Source organism: Streptomyces sp. NPDC006294 (assembly GCF_042870895.1).
Classification (GTDB): Bacteria; Actinomycetota; Actinomycetes; order Streptomycetales; family Streptomycetaceae; genus Streptomyces.
The window spans coordinates 282,520-296,572 of sequence record NZ_JBIAHV010000010.1 but is presented as its reverse complement, the minus strand read 5'-3'; the positions used below and the strand labels follow the sequence as shown (position 1 = coordinate 296,572).

The following is a 14,053-nucleotide window of genomic DNA, read 5'->3' as shown; positions in this document are numbered from 1 at the left end:
GCCGTCCGTCCGGCCCCTTCCCGACTCCTTCTGCGAGAGGCCAAGGTCAATGAGCACCGAGCAGCCGGCGCGGCGCGCCGCCGTTCTCAAGGGCCTGGGGACATGGCTTCCCCGGCGCGTCGTCAGCAACGAGGAACTGTCCGCGCGGCTGGGCACCAGCGACGAGTGGATCAGGACCAGGACCGGCATCCGGCAGCGCTTCTGGGCCGAACCGGGCACGGCGACCTCCGACCTCGCGGTCGAGGCCGGCTCCCGTGCGCTCAAGTCCGCGGGTACGGAGAGCGTGGACGCGGTGGTCCTCGCCACCACGACCCCCGACCACCCCTGCCCGGCGACCGCCCCGGCGGTGGCGGCCCGGCTCGGGCTCGGGACCGCGGCGTCGTTCGACGTCTCCGCCGTCTGCGCCGGCTTCGTCTACGCGACGGCCACCGCCGCCGGTCTGATCGCGGCCGGGGCGGCCGAACGGGTCCTGGTCATCGGCGCGGAGACGTACTCCACGATCCTCGACCCCGCGGACCGCGCCACGTCGGCCATCTTCGGCGACGGCGCGGGCGCGGTCGTCCTGGAGGCCGGCGGTGCGGACGAGCCGGGCGCGCTGCTCGGTTTCGACCTCGGCAGCGACGGCAGCCATGCGGACCTCATCACCGTCCCCGCGGGCGGATCACGCCAGCGGTCCACGGGCGAGGAGCCGGATCCGGCCGACTTCTACTTCCGGATGCAGGGCAAGGCGGTCTTCGCCCACGCCGTGAAGCGGATGGGGCAGTCGTCGACGGCCCTGCTGGAGAAGATCGGCTGGGAGAAGGGGTCCGTCGACCGGTTCGTCGGCCACCAGGCCAATCTCCGCATCCTGCACTCGCTCACGGATCACCTCGGCATCGACCGGGAGCGCGCGGTGGTGAACCTGGACCGGGTGGGCAACACGGCCGCCGCGTCCATTCCGCTCGCGCTCGGGGACGCGGTGGCGGACGGGCGGATCACCGCGGGCGACCGGGTGCTGCTCAGCGCCTACGGGGGCGGGCTCGCCTGGGGCTCGACCGCACTCGTATGGCCGGACATCACGACCGTCTGAGCCCTGCCGCACACACCACCGCACCACCGCACCACCGCAGCCGACACATCAGCAGGCCGGCAGAACGCCGGGAGAGGGAGAGGGAACCCCATGAGCGCCATTGCCGAGCACATCGCCGAGATCATGGTCTCCAAGCTCGAGATCGACGCCGCGAAGGTCGACGTCGCCGCCGACTACGAGTCCATGGAGCTGGACTCCCTGGTCCTCGTTGAGCTGGCGGTGCTGCTGACGAAGCAGTACGGCGTCGAGGTCGAGGACTGGGAGATAGAGGCCGCGGGGACCATCGAGAACACCGCGGTGATGCTCCAGGAGAAGCAGAAGGAGGGTGTCGCGGCCTGACCCGCCACACCCCCCACGAGCAGGAGGCCCTGTCCCCGCCCCGGACAGGGCCTCCGCCGTGCGCCTTACTGTCGGGCTACCGCTGCCGGGCTACCAGTCGCCCACGGCCGGCGGCCAGTTGACGCAGGACGTGAGCACGCAGCGGAAGGTGAGCTCGTCGTGCTGGATCCCGGTGACCTCGATCGCCCTGCTGCCGGGGAGTGCGCCCTGGACGTCGCGGGCCTCGATCCAGCACGGCACGTCGAACTCCACGTACTTCATGGGCACGATGGAGGTCGACGTCGGCACGAAGCCGTCGGGGCCTGCGTGGGCGAAGGCCGCCTGGTGTGCGGCCTCGACGAGGACCAGGCCCGGCACATGGTCGACCGGGTGGTCCAGCAGCGCCAGGTGCCCGGTGTCGCCCCGCAGCTGCCACCGGTCGGGCCGGTCGCCGGGAGCGAGCGTCACCTCGTCCTCGGTGCTCCGGCCGACGAGCTCCGGAGCGATGGGGGCGGGGGCGCCGTTCGGCCGGGCGGCCACGTAGTCCCCACGCAGCCGTCCGTACAGGTTCGCCGGGACCCAGCTGAACGCGGCACTGCAGGTCACGAAGATGTTGTCCTCGTAGGAGAACACGAAGTGCATGTCAAGACTGCGGCGTCCGGACGGCACGCACCGGACGTCGATGTCGATCGAGTCCATGGCCCGGTCCACCGTGGGGTAGTCCGGGTCGGAGGAGTACTGGAGCTTGTTCATGAGGTACTGGTTCGAGGTGGGGGTCTCGAACCCGGCGTGCGCCAGCAGTAAACCGGCCTGACGGATGGTCTGCGCCACGAGCATCTCGTTGTGCCTGGCCCTCGGGGCCGGAGCGAAGAAACCGTGTGCCACCGTCCAGTCGGCGGAGAGGTGGAACCGGTCACCGCCCAGCCGCGTCCACGACGTGATCAGGATGTCGTCCTCGGTGACGCGGTGCACGAACTTCGGAGTGATCGAACAGTTCGGTCGGGTGCCGGCCGCGGAGACCAGCGTCCCCGTCGGCGCGGAAACCGACCGGCGGAGCGTGCGAGCAGGTCTCTTGCGGGCGTGGATCGACAGCTGAGACATAGAACCCCCCAGGTTCTTGGACCTTCTACGCGGAGCGGCTGTCCGCTCCGCGACTAAGATACGGACCACCCGGTTTGTTTTGTCAATCGTTCTGAGGCAAACTGAGCAAGAACTTGAACACGAACGGGGAGCGAGAGGAGGCCTGATGGCACGTCAGGAGCGCGCGAACAGGACTCGAGCGGCGATCGTCGAGGCAGCCGCCACTGTCTTCGCCGAGCGTGGCTACGAGGCCGCCACCATCGCGGACATCCTCGTCCGCGCCGACGTGACGAAGGGCGCGCTGTACTTCCACTTCTCCTCCAAGGAAGACCTCGCGAGAGGGGTCCTCGCCTACGCGGTGACCACCGACGGCGTGCCCGAGCAGCCCTGCAAGCTGCAGGAGGTCGTGGACGTCAGCATGATGCTGGCCTACCGGCTCCCCCGCGAGGTCACGCTGCGCGCGTCCGCCCGGCTCGCCGCGGACCAGGGCTTCGAGGGGGAACTCATCGGCACCCCCTACGGCGAGTGGACCAAGCTGGTCACCCGCCTGCTCGAGCAGGCGAAGAAGCAGGGCGAACTGCTTCCGCACGTGGTGCCCGAGGAGACCGCGCAGATCCTCGTCGGCTCGTTCACCGGTCTGTCGCTGACCTCGCAGGCGGCGAGCGGGATGGCCTGCCTGGAGCGTCAGGTGGGCCTGCTGTACGACCACATGCTGCCCGCCATCGCCCAGCCGGGGATCCTCGGCAGGCTGGACACCCGGCCGGACCGCGGGGCCCGGGTGATCGCCCAGTCCCACGCGGGACGGAAGACGGCCGAGCCGGACGAGGCCGTTGCGCCCGGTGGGGCCGGCACGGAGGACGAGGACCGGGACGGCGGGGCCGCCCGGGTCACGGCTCCGGGCCGTTCCCCGGCCGGGGGGCGGTTCGCGTTCGGGACCGCGGCGGGGGCGGCGGGAGCCTGACGCCGCTCCCGGGCCGTGGGCCGGGGCGGCAGCCGAAGTCTCCGGCGGGGCGCGCTGCCCCGCCGGACCGCTGTCACGACGCCGCGCACGACGCGCACGCGACGAAACGATTCAGACGACGCGCACGACGATCACCTGTACCGAACGACTCGAAGGGGAGGGCGGTCGCATGACTGCTTCGGACGCACGGACGGCACTGGTCACAGGGGCGAGCAGGGGGATCGGCCGCGGCATAGCCGAGCGGCTGGCGGCCGACGGATTCCTCCTCGCGGTCCACTACGGGAGCAACGAGGTGGCCGCGAAGGAGACCGTCGAAGCGATCGCCGCGCAGGGCGGCCGCGCGTTCGCCGTACGGGCCGACCTCGCGGCCCCGGACGGGGTCGCCGAACTGTACGAGGCGTTCCGCGCGGGCCTCGCGGAGCAGGGCGTCGAGCCGGGGATCGACGTGCTGGTGAACAATGCGGGGATCGGGCCCAGGGCCCGGATCGACGAGGCGACCGAGGCCGCTTTCGACGAGCTCTTCGCGGTCAACGTCAAGGCGCCGTTCTTCCTGGTCCAGCAGGCGCTCGGGCTGCTGAGGGACGGCGGCCGCGTGGTCAACGTCTCGTCCGGCGTGACCAGGATCGCGAACCCGGAGGCGATCGTGTACGCGATGACCAAGGGCGCCCTGGACACGTTCACACTGGCCCTCGCCAAGGAACTGGGCGGGCGCGGGATCACCGTGAACACGGTGGCGCCCGGCTACGTCGAGACGGACATGAACGCCGAGACGCGCTCGACCCCCGAGGGCCGGGCCCGCATGGAGAGCTTCTCGGTCTTCGGCCGGCTCGGGCAGCCCGCCGACATCGCGGACGTGGTGGGCTTCCTCGCCTCCGAGGACTCCCGCTGGGTCACCGGGCAGTACATCGACGCCACGGGCGGCTCACGGCTCTGACACCGAGGTGCGGGACGACTCCCGCCCCGGGGGCCCACAGGCCCGCAGCCGGGGCAGGTGGTCGACGGCGGCCACCTCCGGCAGCACGAGCTCCCAGATCCTGGCCAGCCACGCCCGGGGCGGTTCCCGCTGCTCGTCGCGGTGCTGCGGCACGAGGGCGGCCAGCATCCAGTGGTCCCGCACCGTCGTCTCCACACCGGCCATCAGATACGCCACGAGCACGGCGACGGTGTGGACGTTCGCGCCGGGAAGCAGGGACCGGTCGTCCCGGGCGTGGTGCAGCAGATGGCGTACGGGCTGCGCCCAGGCCGCGTTCCAGTGGTGCGGGAGGATGTCGGCCGCGGCGCGCTCGCGGGCGAGGCGGGCGCCGGCCCGGCAGACCGCGTCGGTCTCCAGCAGGGCGGCCAGCGCGTGCGTGATGTCGATGACGGACTGCAGGGCCGGGCCGGGGCGGCGGCACACGTCGTCGACGACGGTCCGGGCGGCGTCGTGGGCGGACCCCTGGACGGCGTCCGCCAGTTCGTCCTTGGAGGCGAAGTGGAACGAAAGGGCGCCTTTGGACACCCCGGCGGCCTCGCTGATCCGGACCAGGGAGGAGCGCTCGTAGCCGACCTCGTCGAAGGCGTGGGCCGCCGCGCCGATCAAGGCCCGCCGGGTCTGTTCCGCCCGTTCCTGCATGGCCATCCGCCGCCACCCCTTCCCATGCCACGGCATTGCGAGGGACTTATCCCAGCTCAGAAACCTACCATGCGGTTTCTTACTGTCCTCTTGGCCTGACAAGGTCGACCGGATTCCACTGTCGATGGCCTCTGAAACTACCGCGAACCGGGAGGTCGGAGCCTCGCTGATCGCCAGACCTCGTCATCTCCGGCGAGCGCTCGACTCAGAAAAAACCGTTTGGTCGGTTGTTTATGCGATTCGGCTCGAAAAACGGCCGGAACACTCGAACACGAATGGGGAGAACCACTAGTGCGTGCGATTCAGTTCAGCCAATTCGGCGGTCCCGAGGTACTGGAGTCCGTCGAGGTCCCCGATCCCGTACCGGGCCCGGGCGAGCTGTTGATCACGGTCGAGGCGGCCGGAGTGAACTACGCCGACACCCACCTGATCGACGGCTCGTACGCGGGAGCGGAATCCCTGCCGCTGATACCGGGCAGCGAGGTCGTGGGCCGCACCGAGGACGGCCGCCGGGTGCTCGCCCGGGTGTCGGGCGGCTACGCCGAACTGGCCCTCGCCAAGGAGCACTCCGCCGTCGAGATCCCCGCGTCGCTGGCGGCGGGACAGGCGCTGGCGCTGCTCGTGCAGGGACTGACGGCCTGGCACCTGCTCAGATCGGCGGCCCGGCTGCAGCCCGGCGAGACGGTCGTCGTGCACTCGGCGGCGGGCGGCGTGGGCAGCCTCGCCGTACAGCTCGCGGGAGTGTTCGGCGCAGGCCGGGTGCTGGCGGAGGCGTCGACGCCCGCCAAGCGCGAACTGGCCCTGAAACTGGGCGCGGACGCGGTGGCCGAGTATCCGCTCGCGGAGCGCGCGGACGTGATCCTGGACGCGACGGGAGGACCGCTGTTCGGCCGGGCCCTGGAGTCCCTGGCGGACTTCGGCCGCCTGGTGACGTACGGCAACGCCTCACGCGCCACGCCGGCCCCCGTGGACCCCGGGCGGCTGTCCCGGCTGAACGCCGCGGTGGTGGGCTTCTGGCTGCGCCCGACGCTGGCGCTGCCCGGAGCGGTGTCGGGCCCGCTCAAGGACATGCTCCGGCTGGTCTCCGAGGGCCGCCTGTCCCCGGTGACGTCCGAGCCGTACGCCCTGTCGGACGCCCGCGGCGCCCACGAGGCGCTGCGCGGACGCCGCACGACCGGCAAGACGTACCTGGTCCCCTGAACCGCTCGCGCAGGGGTTCCGGTCCGGTCAGCCGTTGCCGGAGGCGAGCTCGCGACTGCGGTCGCGGGCCGCCTCCAGGGCGGCGATCAGGGCGGCGCGCACCCCGTGGTTCTCGAGCTCGCGAATGGCGCTGATGGTGGTGCCGGCGGGCGAGGTGACGGCCTCGCGGAGCTTCACCGGGTGTTCGCCGCTGTCGCGGAGCATGACGGCGGCGCCGATGGCGGCCTGGACGATCAGGTCGTGGGCCTGGGCGCGCGGAAGGCCGAGGAGGATGCCCGCGTCGGTCATCGCCTCGACGAGGAAGTAGAAGTACGCCGGGCCGGACCCGGAGAGCGCGGTGGCCGCGTCCTGCTGGGACTCGGGGACGCGGAGGGTCTTGCCGACGCCGCCGAAGATCTCCTCCGCGTGCGCGACGTGCTCACCGGTGGCGTGGCTGCCGGCGGAGATCACCGACATGCCCTCGTCCACCAGCACGGGGGTGTTCGGCATGACGCGGACGACGGGGGTGCCCACGGCCAGGCGCTCCTCGATGAAGGAGGTGGTGATGCCGGCCGCCGCGCTGACCACGAGGCGGTCGGCGGTGAGGTGCGGGGCGAGCTCGTCGAGGAGCCTGCCCATGTCCTGGGGCTTCACGGCGAGGATCAGGGTGTCCGCGCGCTTCGCGGCCTCGGCGTTGCTGACGCAGTCCACCCCGTAGCGGTCGCGCAGTTCGTCGGCACGCTCGCTGCGCCGGGTGGTGACCAGCAGGTCCGCGGCGCGCCAGCCGGCGCGGATCATGCCGCTGAGCAGGGCTTCACCGATCTTGCCGGTACCGAGGACTGCGACTGTCTGGGTCATGGCTGAAGTTCACCTCGCCGGTGGGGGCACGTGCGCACATCCTGTCACCGTCGGGCGGCGGCGCGCCGTCCCGTCCGAGTGTCGGTACGGTCGGCGCGGCGTACGGGCAGGCCCGGGGTCATGCGGTGCGGCGGCGCAGGGTGGCCGCCCCCAGGCCCAGGACGACCAGGGCGCAGCCGGCCACGACCAGGACGTCGCGGACGAACACGCCGGTGACGTCGGCGTTGCGCAGCACCTCGTTCATGGCCTCAACGGCGTAGGACATCGGCAGCACGTCGGAGATCGCTTCGAGCACGGGCTGCATGTTCTCCCGCGGGGTGAACAGACCGCACAGCAGCAGCTGGGGGAAGACCACGGCCGGCATGAACTGGACCGCCTGGAACTCGGAGGCGGCGAAGGCGGAGACGAAGAGTCCGAGCGCCGTGCCCAGCAGTGCGTCGAGGAGCGCGACCAGGAGCAGCAGCCAGGCGGAGCCGGTGACGTCGAGGCCGAGGCCCCACAGCGCGAGGCCCGTGGCGAGCAGCGACTGGACGACGGCGACGAGGCCGAAGGCAAGGGCGTAGCCGGCGATCAGCTCGGCCTTGCCCAGCGGCATGGCGAGGAGCCGTTCCAGGGTGCCGGAGGTCCGTTCCCGCAGGGTGGCGATGGAGGTCACCAGGAACATCGTGATCATCGGGAAGATGCCGAGCAGCGATGCGCCGATGGAGTCGAAGGTCCGCGGGCTGCCGTCGAAGACGAACCTCAGCAGGAACAGCATCACGCACGGCACGAGGATCATCAGGGCGATGGACCGCGGGTCGTGCAGGAGCTGCCGCAGGACCCGGGCGGCGGTGGCGAGAGTGCGGGCGGGGCTCATCGGGCGTTCTCCTCGAGGGCGGCGGCCTGGTCGACCAGGTGGAGGAAGGCCTGTTCGACCGTTTCCGAGCGGGTGCGGGTGCGCAGGTCGTCCGGGGCGTCCTCGGCGAGGATCGCGCCGTCGCGCATGAGCAGGAGGCGGTGGCAGCGCTCGGCCTCGTCCATGACGTGGGAGGAGACCAGGATCGTCGCGCCGCGTTCGGCGGCGAGGCGGTGGAAGAGGTCCCACAGGTCGCGGCGGAGAACGGGGTCGAGCCCGACGGTGGGTTCGTCGAGGACGAGCACCTCCGGTGTGCCGAGCAGCGCCACGGCGAGCGAGACGCGGCTGCGCTGGCCGCCGGAGAGCCGGCCGACGAGCGAGTCCGCGTGCGAGGCCAGGTCGACGTCCTCGATGGCCCGCGTGACGTACTCGTGCCGGGCGTCGCGACTGCGGCGGCCCGGCAGGAGGACGGAGGCGAAGTACTCGAGGTTCTGGCGGACGGTGAGGTCGCCGTAGACGGACGGCGCCTGGGTGACGTAGCCGATACGGGAGCGGAGCCCGGCGGCGCCGGCCGGCTCGCCGAGGACCTCCAGCGTGCCGGTGACCTTGGCCTGCGTGCCGACGACGGCGCGCATCAGGGTCGACTTCCCGCAGCCGGAGGGGCCGAGGAGGCCCGTGACGCGCCCGGTGGGGACGGTGAAGTCGATGCCGCGCAGGACGGTGCGCTCTCCCCGGACGGCGGTGAGGCCGCGGGCGAGGACGGCGACCTCAGATGAATTCATCATGTGATGAATTCTGCTCCCGGGTGCCCGGAGCCGTCAAGCACCGCGCCCGGTCACACCCCTGGGGCGTGACCGGGCGCGGTCGGCGGGCGCATTCCCGCGGTGATCCTGTCTGTGCTCGATGTTCGGGGCGGGCGTCACACGGGACGGGACACGCGGGCCCCGCCCGGGCGCCGTTGGCCGCGCTCCGCGCGGTGGCCCCAGGATGCCGGCCGGACCGGCGACGGTCCGCCGCGGGCGCGGTCAACCGCGCTTCGGCCCGCCGCCCTTCCGTCTGCGGGCGGCCGGGTTCCCGGAGCGGACGCCGCGGCGCTTCTCGTACTGCGCCCGCGCGGTCTCGTACTCGGCGCGGCGCAGCCCCTCCCCCGGCGCCTCGACGAGGCAGCGCAGGGCGTACGCGATGAGCGAGCCGATGAAGCCGATCATCTTCAGGGTGCGCAGGGAGTCCTCGGTCGACGAGCCGTCGGGACGGCGCGTGAAGCTCTCCCACGTCTTGCGGAACGCGATGGCGCTGCAGACGGCGAACATGACGATGACCAGGACGTTCACAAAGCTGCCGACCTCGGCGATCGCGAGGCCCTGGTAGGCGAAGCGCAGGACCAGGGCCGCCGCGACGGCGGTCACCAGCGCGCCGGCGGCGACGCCGGCCCGGCGCGGCCCGTACCCCCCGTCGTGGCCGACCCAGGTCGTGCCGAAGAAACGGATGGGCTCGGGTTCCGGGCCGCCGCCGGCCGTCGTGGTGTTCTCGGTGTGCTCGCTCACGGGGTCGATTATCCCCGCCGCGTCGGGAACGGGTCAGGAGCAGCGCGGGGCGATGTAGCCGTCGCTGCCCGTGTAGACGTACGCGTCGGAGACGAACTGGCCGTTGGCGATGTTGTCCCACAGGTTGGTGGTGCCGTACGGACCGGTGATCGTCTCGCCGGCCTTCTGGCAGTTGATCGGCACGGACGCGCCGTACGGGAGGATCTTGACCAGCCGGTAGTTGGTGCCGGGGCCGGAGCGGACGTTGAGGCGGACGCCGGGCGCGACCGGATAGCGCGTCGCCGCCATGGTCCCGACCGGCTCGGCGCTCACGCCGCCGTCTGCCGCCGCGTCCCGGATCTCCTCTTTCCCGGCCTTCCCGTTCTGCGTCTCTTCAAGAGCCATCGGACTTCCCCCCGTTGACATGGATGAGCGGCGTTCGCCGCCGCGCGCAGGCTAGCAACCCATGGCTGGATCGCACGCATCATCGACTAGGCTCCGAGCGTCGCGCGTGCGCACCATCAGACGGGGGTGGGAGATGCCACCGCTGCGCAGCACCGGGCCGTTCCCGGAAGCGGAGCATCCGGAATTTGCCGGGCAGTACCGGCTCGAAGCATGCCTGGGCAACGGGGGCATGGGCGTCGTCCATCTGGCCACCTCCGCCTCCGGCCTGCGGCTCGCGGTCAAGGTCATCCACGCCGAGCACGCCCTGGACCCGGAGTTCAGAGCGCGTTTCAGGCAGGAGGTGGCCGCCGCCCGCCGGGGCAGCGGCGCGTTCACCGCGCCGGTCGTCGACGCGGACCCGGGCGCCGACCGGCCCTGGATGGCCACCCTCTTCATCGACGGCCCCACGCTCGCGGACCGGGTGAAGCGGAGCGGCCCGCTGGATCCGGCCGAACTCCGCGGAGCGGGCGCGGGCCTCGCGGAGGCGCTGCGCGACATCCACCGCGCCGGCGTGGTGCACCGGGATCTCAAACCCAGCAACGTGCTGCTGGCGAAAGACGGGCCGAAAGTCATCGACTTCGGCATCTCGCGTCCCGTCGACAGCGATCTGCGCACCGAGACCGGAAAGCTGATCGGCACGCCGCCGTTCATGGCGCCCGAGCAGTTCCAGCGGCCCCGCGAGGTGGGGCCGGAGGCGGACGTCTTCGCGCTGGGGGCGGTGCTGGTCCACGCGGCCACCGGACGGGGCCCGTTCGACTCCGACAGCCCGTACATAGTGGCGTACCAGGTGGTGCACAACGAGCCGGACCTGGCGGGCGTGCCGGAGGATCTCGTGCCGTTGCTGTCGCGCTGCCTCGCGAAGGACCCGCGGGACCGGCCGACGCCGTACGAGCTGATGGTCGCGCTGCGGGCGTCGTCGCCCTCCGCCGGGTACGACACCCAGGCGTACATCCCGGTGCAGCGCGAACTCGACACCGCCGAGAGGCGCGTGCCTTCCGTTTCCGGGCCCGCCGCCTCGGAGCCCGCAACGGACCGGGCGGCGGCCGACGAGGCTCCGCGCCGGCGCGGCCGCCGTACCCGCTGGGCGCTCGCGGCCACCGCGTTCACCGTCCTGGCGTCGGCCGGCGCCGTCGCCATCGGCGCGTCCGCCGACGACGGCTCCCCCGTGAAGCCTCCCGCCGACCCGGGCTTCCGCCCCTGGAGCGTCGCCCTTCGGGGCGGGGCCCCGGGCGTCACCCCGGTGTGCTCGGCCGACGGCGACGACGCCCTCTACTGCGCCGCCCCCGGTGTGAAGGCCGCCCGGCTGGACCCGGCCGACGGCACCTCCGTCTGGTCCACGGGCGGGGAGGGCGCCGCCGGCCAGAGTGACGAGGGCCTGGCGCCGCACCTGGCCGGCGGGCTGCTCCATGTGGTGACACCCGGCGCCGGCCGCTACGAGGCGCTCGACCCGGTGACGGGTGAGCCGCGCTGGGACCTGGACGTCCCGGCGTACGCGACGGTCCTCACCGCCGGCGACACGGTCCTGCTGGTGACCGACGCCGGACTGGTGCGCGCCGTCGACGCGGCGACGGGCGAGGAGCGCTGGCGGAAGCGGCACGGCGGGCGGGGCGCCCACTGGTTCGCCCCGCCCGACGGCGACGGACCCGCGATCGCCGCAGCACCCTCGGCCGACGGGTCGACGACCCTGATCAGCGCCGTCGACCCGCGGGGCGGCGAACTTCGCTGGACCCGGCGGCTGACCGGTTCGCTGACTCCGGTGGGGCTCTCCGACCGCTCCCTGCACCTGCTCGCGACCGGACCCGACGGCATCACCCGCGCGGTCGTGACACTCGACACCGCCGCCGCCGGCAGGCCCGTGCGGCGGATCCCGCTGACCGTCCCCGCCGACCAGGCACAGGCCACGGTCGCGGGGCGGGTGGTCTACATCGCCGGCGCCGGGGGTTCGCTCACGGCCGTCGACACGGCCAGGGCGGGCAGCGGGGCGAAGGACGCCGAACTGTGGCGCCTGGAGACCGGGGTCGCCCATCTGTCACGCCCGGTCGCCGGGGCGGGCGCGGTCTTCCTCTCCGCCGCCGACGGGCGTCTGCTCGCCGTGGACGCGGCGCACGGCAGGGTCGTCGGCCAGACGGGGCTGCGGATGGCCGACGACGGCTCCACCTTCGCGTCCCTGCTGCCCGCACCGGTCGTCGCCGGCGGCACGGTGTACGCCACCGCCCCCGACGGTTCCGTCTTCGCCGTGGACGCGAAGGACCCGGCCCGCTGGTGAGCGCACCGGGTCCCGCCGACGCTTCGGGGCGTCAGCCCAGCTTGGACACGTCCCTGACGGCGCCCTTGTCGGCGCTCGTCGCCATCGCGGCGTACGCGCGCAGCGCGGCGGACACCTTGCGCTCGCGGGACTTCGGGGCGTAGACGCCGCCGAGGGCCTCGCGGCGAGACGCCAGCGTGGCGTCGTCCACGAGCAGTTCGATGGTGCGGCCCGGGATGTCGACGCGGATGCGGTCGCCGTCCTCGACCAGCGCGATCGTGCCGCCCGAGGCGGCCTCCGGGGAGGCGTGGCCGATCGAGAGACCGGACGTGCCGCCGGAGAAGCGGCCGTCGGTGATCAGGGCGCAGGTCTTGCCCAGGCCGCGGCCCTTGAGGAAGGACGTCGGGTAGAGCATCTCCTGCATTCCGGGGCCGCCCTTGGGGCCCTCGTAGCGGATCACCACGACGTCGCCGTGGGTGATCTCCTTGCGCAGGATCTTGTCGACGGCGTCGTCCTGCGACTCGCAGACGACGGCCGGGCCCTCGAAGGTCCAGATGGACTCGTCCACACCGGCGGTCTTCACGACGCAGCCGTCGACGGCAAGGTTGCCGCGCAGGACCGCGAGTCCGCCGTCCTTGGAGTACGCGTGCTCCGCGGAGCGGATGCAGCCGTTCTCGGCGTCCTCGTCCAGGGCCTCCCAGCGCTCGGACTGGGAGAAGGCGGTCGCGGAGCGGACGCAGCCGGGCGCCGCGTGCCACATCTCGACGGCCTCGGGCGACGGCGAACCGGCGCGCACGTCCCACCTCTTGAGCCAGTCCGCGAGGGAGGGGCTGTGCACGGAGTGCACGTCCTCGTTCAGCAGCCCGGCGCGGTGGAGCTCGCCCAGCAGGGCGGGGATGCCGCCGGCGCGGTGGACGTCCTCCATGTAGTACGTACGGTCCTTGGCGACGTTCGGCGCGACCTTCGCCAGGCAGGGCACCCGGCGGGAGACGGCGTCGATCTCGTCAAGACCGAACTCGACGCCCGCCTCCTGGGCGGCGGCCAGCAGATGCAGGATCGTGTTGGTCGAGCCGCCCATGGCGATGTCGAGGGCCATGGCGTTCTCGAAGGCCGCGATCGTGGCGATGTTGCGGGGCAGGACGGACTCGTCGCCCTGCTCGTAGTACCGCTTGGTGATGTCCACGACCGTCGCGCCGGCGTTCTCGTACAGCGCCTTGCGGGCGGTGTGGGTGGCGAGGACCGAGCCGTTGCCCGGCAGGGACAGACCGATGGCCTCGGTCAGGCAGTTCATCGAGTTGGCGGTGAACATGCCGGAACAGGAGCCGCAGGTCGGGCAGGCGTTCTCCTCGATGCGGAGGATGTCCTCGTCCGAGATCTTGTCGTTGACCGCGTCCGAGATCGCGTCGACCAGGTCGAGCGTGCGGACCGTGCCGTCCACGAGGGTCGCCCGGCCGGACTCCATCGGGCCGCCGGAGACGAAGACGGTCGGGATGTTCAGCCGCAGGGCCGCGTTGAGCATCCCCGGGGTGATCTTGTCGCAGTTGGAGATGCAGATCAGCGCGTCCGCGCAGTGCGCCTCGACCATGTACTCGACGGAGTCGGCGATCAGGTCGCGCGACGGCAGCGAGTAGAGCATGCCGCCGTGGCCCATCGCGATGCCGTCGTCGACGGCGATCGTGTTGAACTCCCGGGGCACCGCCCCCGCCGCCTTGATCGCCTCGCTGACGATCCGGCCCACCGGCTGGAGGTGGGTGTGACCGGGCACGAACTCGGTGAAGGAGTTGGCGACGGCGATGATCGGCTTGCCGATGTCCTCGCTCGCTACGCCCGACGCCCGCATAAGGGCGCGGGCGCCCGCCATGTTCCGGCCGTGGGTGACAGTGCGGGACCTCAGCTCGGGCATCGTCGCTCGCTCCTTAGCGTCCTTGA

14 protein-coding genes are annotated in these 14,053 nt (G+C 72.2%); 6 read left to right on the top strand and 8 right to left on the bottom strand.

The genetic code is table 11. The annotated features are described in order from the left end of the window. Window positions 1-49: 49 nt before the first annotated feature. Window positions 50-1,069: a beta-ketoacyl-ACP synthase III gene (locus ACFYOP_RS20320; RefSeq protein ID WP_356897809.1), complete on the top strand. Its 1,020-nt coding sequence runs from the start codon at window positions 50-52 to the stop codon at window positions 1,067-1,069. Window positions 1,070-1,159: 90 nt separating this feature from the next. Continuing rightward, the gene (locus tag ACFYOP_RS20315; protein ID WP_356897810.1) at window positions 1,160-1,408 is read left to right on the top strand and encodes a phosphopantetheine-binding protein; all 249 of its coding nucleotides are present in this window, start codon (window positions 1,160-1,162) and stop codon (window positions 1,406-1,408) included. 90 nt (window positions 1,409-1,498) lie between these two features. Here the strand turns inward: ACFYOP_RS20315 and ACFYOP_RS20310 are convergent, their stop codons facing one another. Further along, window positions 1,499-2,488: a ScbA/BarX family gamma-butyrolactone biosynthesis protein gene (locus ACFYOP_RS20310; protein ID WP_356897811.1), complete on the bottom strand. Its 990-nt coding sequence runs from the start codon at window positions 2,486-2,488 to the stop codon at window positions 1,499-1,501. Between the two features lie 145 nt (window positions 2,489-2,633). Between ACFYOP_RS20310 and ACFYOP_RS20305 the strand changes: the two genes are divergently transcribed. After that, window positions 2,634-3,428: a ScbR family autoregulator-binding transcription factor gene (locus ACFYOP_RS20305; protein ID WP_356897812.1), complete on the top strand. Its 795-nt coding sequence runs from the start codon at window positions 2,634-2,636 to the stop codon at window positions 3,426-3,428. Window positions 3,429-3,597: 169 nt separating this feature from the next. Then, window positions 3,598-4,362, top strand: a complete 765-nt coding sequence (locus ACFYOP_RS20300; protein WP_356897813.1) for an SDR family oxidoreductase — start codon at window positions 3,598-3,600, stop codon at window positions 4,360-4,362. On the opposite strand, the gene ACFYOP_RS20295 is transcribed toward ACFYOP_RS20300, so the two are convergent. Further along, complete coding sequence (locus tag ACFYOP_RS20295) at window positions 4,351-5,046, bottom strand: ScbR family autoregulator-binding transcription factor (protein WP_356897814.1); 696 nt, start codon at window positions 5,044-5,046, stop codon at window positions 4,351-4,353. The genes ACFYOP_RS20300 and ACFYOP_RS20295 overlap by 12 nt on opposite strands. Before the next feature lie 285 nt (window positions 5,047-5,331). On the opposite strand from ACFYOP_RS20295, the gene ACFYOP_RS20290 reads away from it, so the two are divergent. Next, complete coding sequence (locus tag ACFYOP_RS20290; RefSeq protein WP_356897815.1) at window positions 5,332-6,240, top strand: zinc-binding dehydrogenase; 909 nt, start codon at window positions 5,332-5,334, stop codon at window positions 6,238-6,240. A 27-nt stretch (window positions 6,241-6,267) separates the two neighbouring features. Here the strand turns inward: ACFYOP_RS20290 and proC are convergent, their stop codons facing one another. The 5 genes from proC to ACFYOP_RS20265 form a co-directional block, all read right to left on the bottom strand. After that, window positions 6,268-7,077 carry a pyrroline-5-carboxylate reductase gene (proC, locus tag ACFYOP_RS20285; RefSeq protein WP_356897816.1) on the bottom strand — a complete coding sequence of 270 codons (810 nt, stop codon included), beginning with the start codon at window positions 7,075-7,077 and terminating at the stop codon, window positions 6,268-6,270. 118 nt (window positions 7,078-7,195) lie between these two features. Beyond that, complete coding sequence (locus ACFYOP_RS20280; protein ID WP_356897817.1) at window positions 7,196-7,933, bottom strand: ABC transporter permease; 738 nt, start codon at window positions 7,931-7,933, stop codon at window positions 7,196-7,198. Continuing rightward, window positions 7,930-8,697 (bottom strand): ABC transporter ATP-binding protein, encoded by a 768-nt coding sequence (locus ACFYOP_RS20275; protein WP_356897818.1) that lies wholly within the window; start codon window positions 8,695-8,697, stop codon window positions 7,930-7,932. The genes ACFYOP_RS20280 and ACFYOP_RS20275 overlap by 4 nt, the downstream gene beginning before the upstream one ends. A gap of 240 nt (window positions 8,698-8,937) precedes the next feature. Further along, window positions 8,938-9,456, bottom strand: coding sequence for a hypothetical protein (locus ACFYOP_RS20270; RefSeq protein ID WP_356897819.1), 519 nt, complete (start codon window positions 9,454-9,456; stop codon window positions 8,938-8,940). A 33-nt stretch (window positions 9,457-9,489) separates the two neighbouring features. Continuing rightward, window positions 9,490-9,840, bottom strand: coding sequence for a peptidase (locus ACFYOP_RS20265; RefSeq protein ID WP_388452231.1), 351 nt, complete (start codon window positions 9,838-9,840; stop codon window positions 9,490-9,492). A gap of 133 nt (window positions 9,841-9,973) precedes the next feature. Here ACFYOP_RS20265 and ACFYOP_RS20260 point away from each other — a divergent pair, with 133 nt between their 5' ends. Next, window positions 9,974-12,145: a serine/threonine-protein kinase gene (locus ACFYOP_RS20260; protein ID WP_356897889.1), complete on the top strand. Its 2,172-nt coding sequence runs from the start codon at window positions 9,974-9,976 to the stop codon at window positions 12,143-12,145. A gap of 31 nt (window positions 12,146-12,176) precedes the next feature. On the opposite strand, the gene ilvD is transcribed toward ACFYOP_RS20260, so the two are convergent. Beyond that, window positions 12,177-14,027 carry a dihydroxy-acid dehydratase gene (gene ilvD, locus ACFYOP_RS20255; protein WP_356897820.1) on the bottom strand — a complete coding sequence of 617 codons (1,851 nt, stop codon included), beginning with the start codon at window positions 14,025-14,027 and terminating at the stop codon, window positions 12,177-12,179. Window positions 14,028-14,053 lie beyond the last annotated feature (26 nt).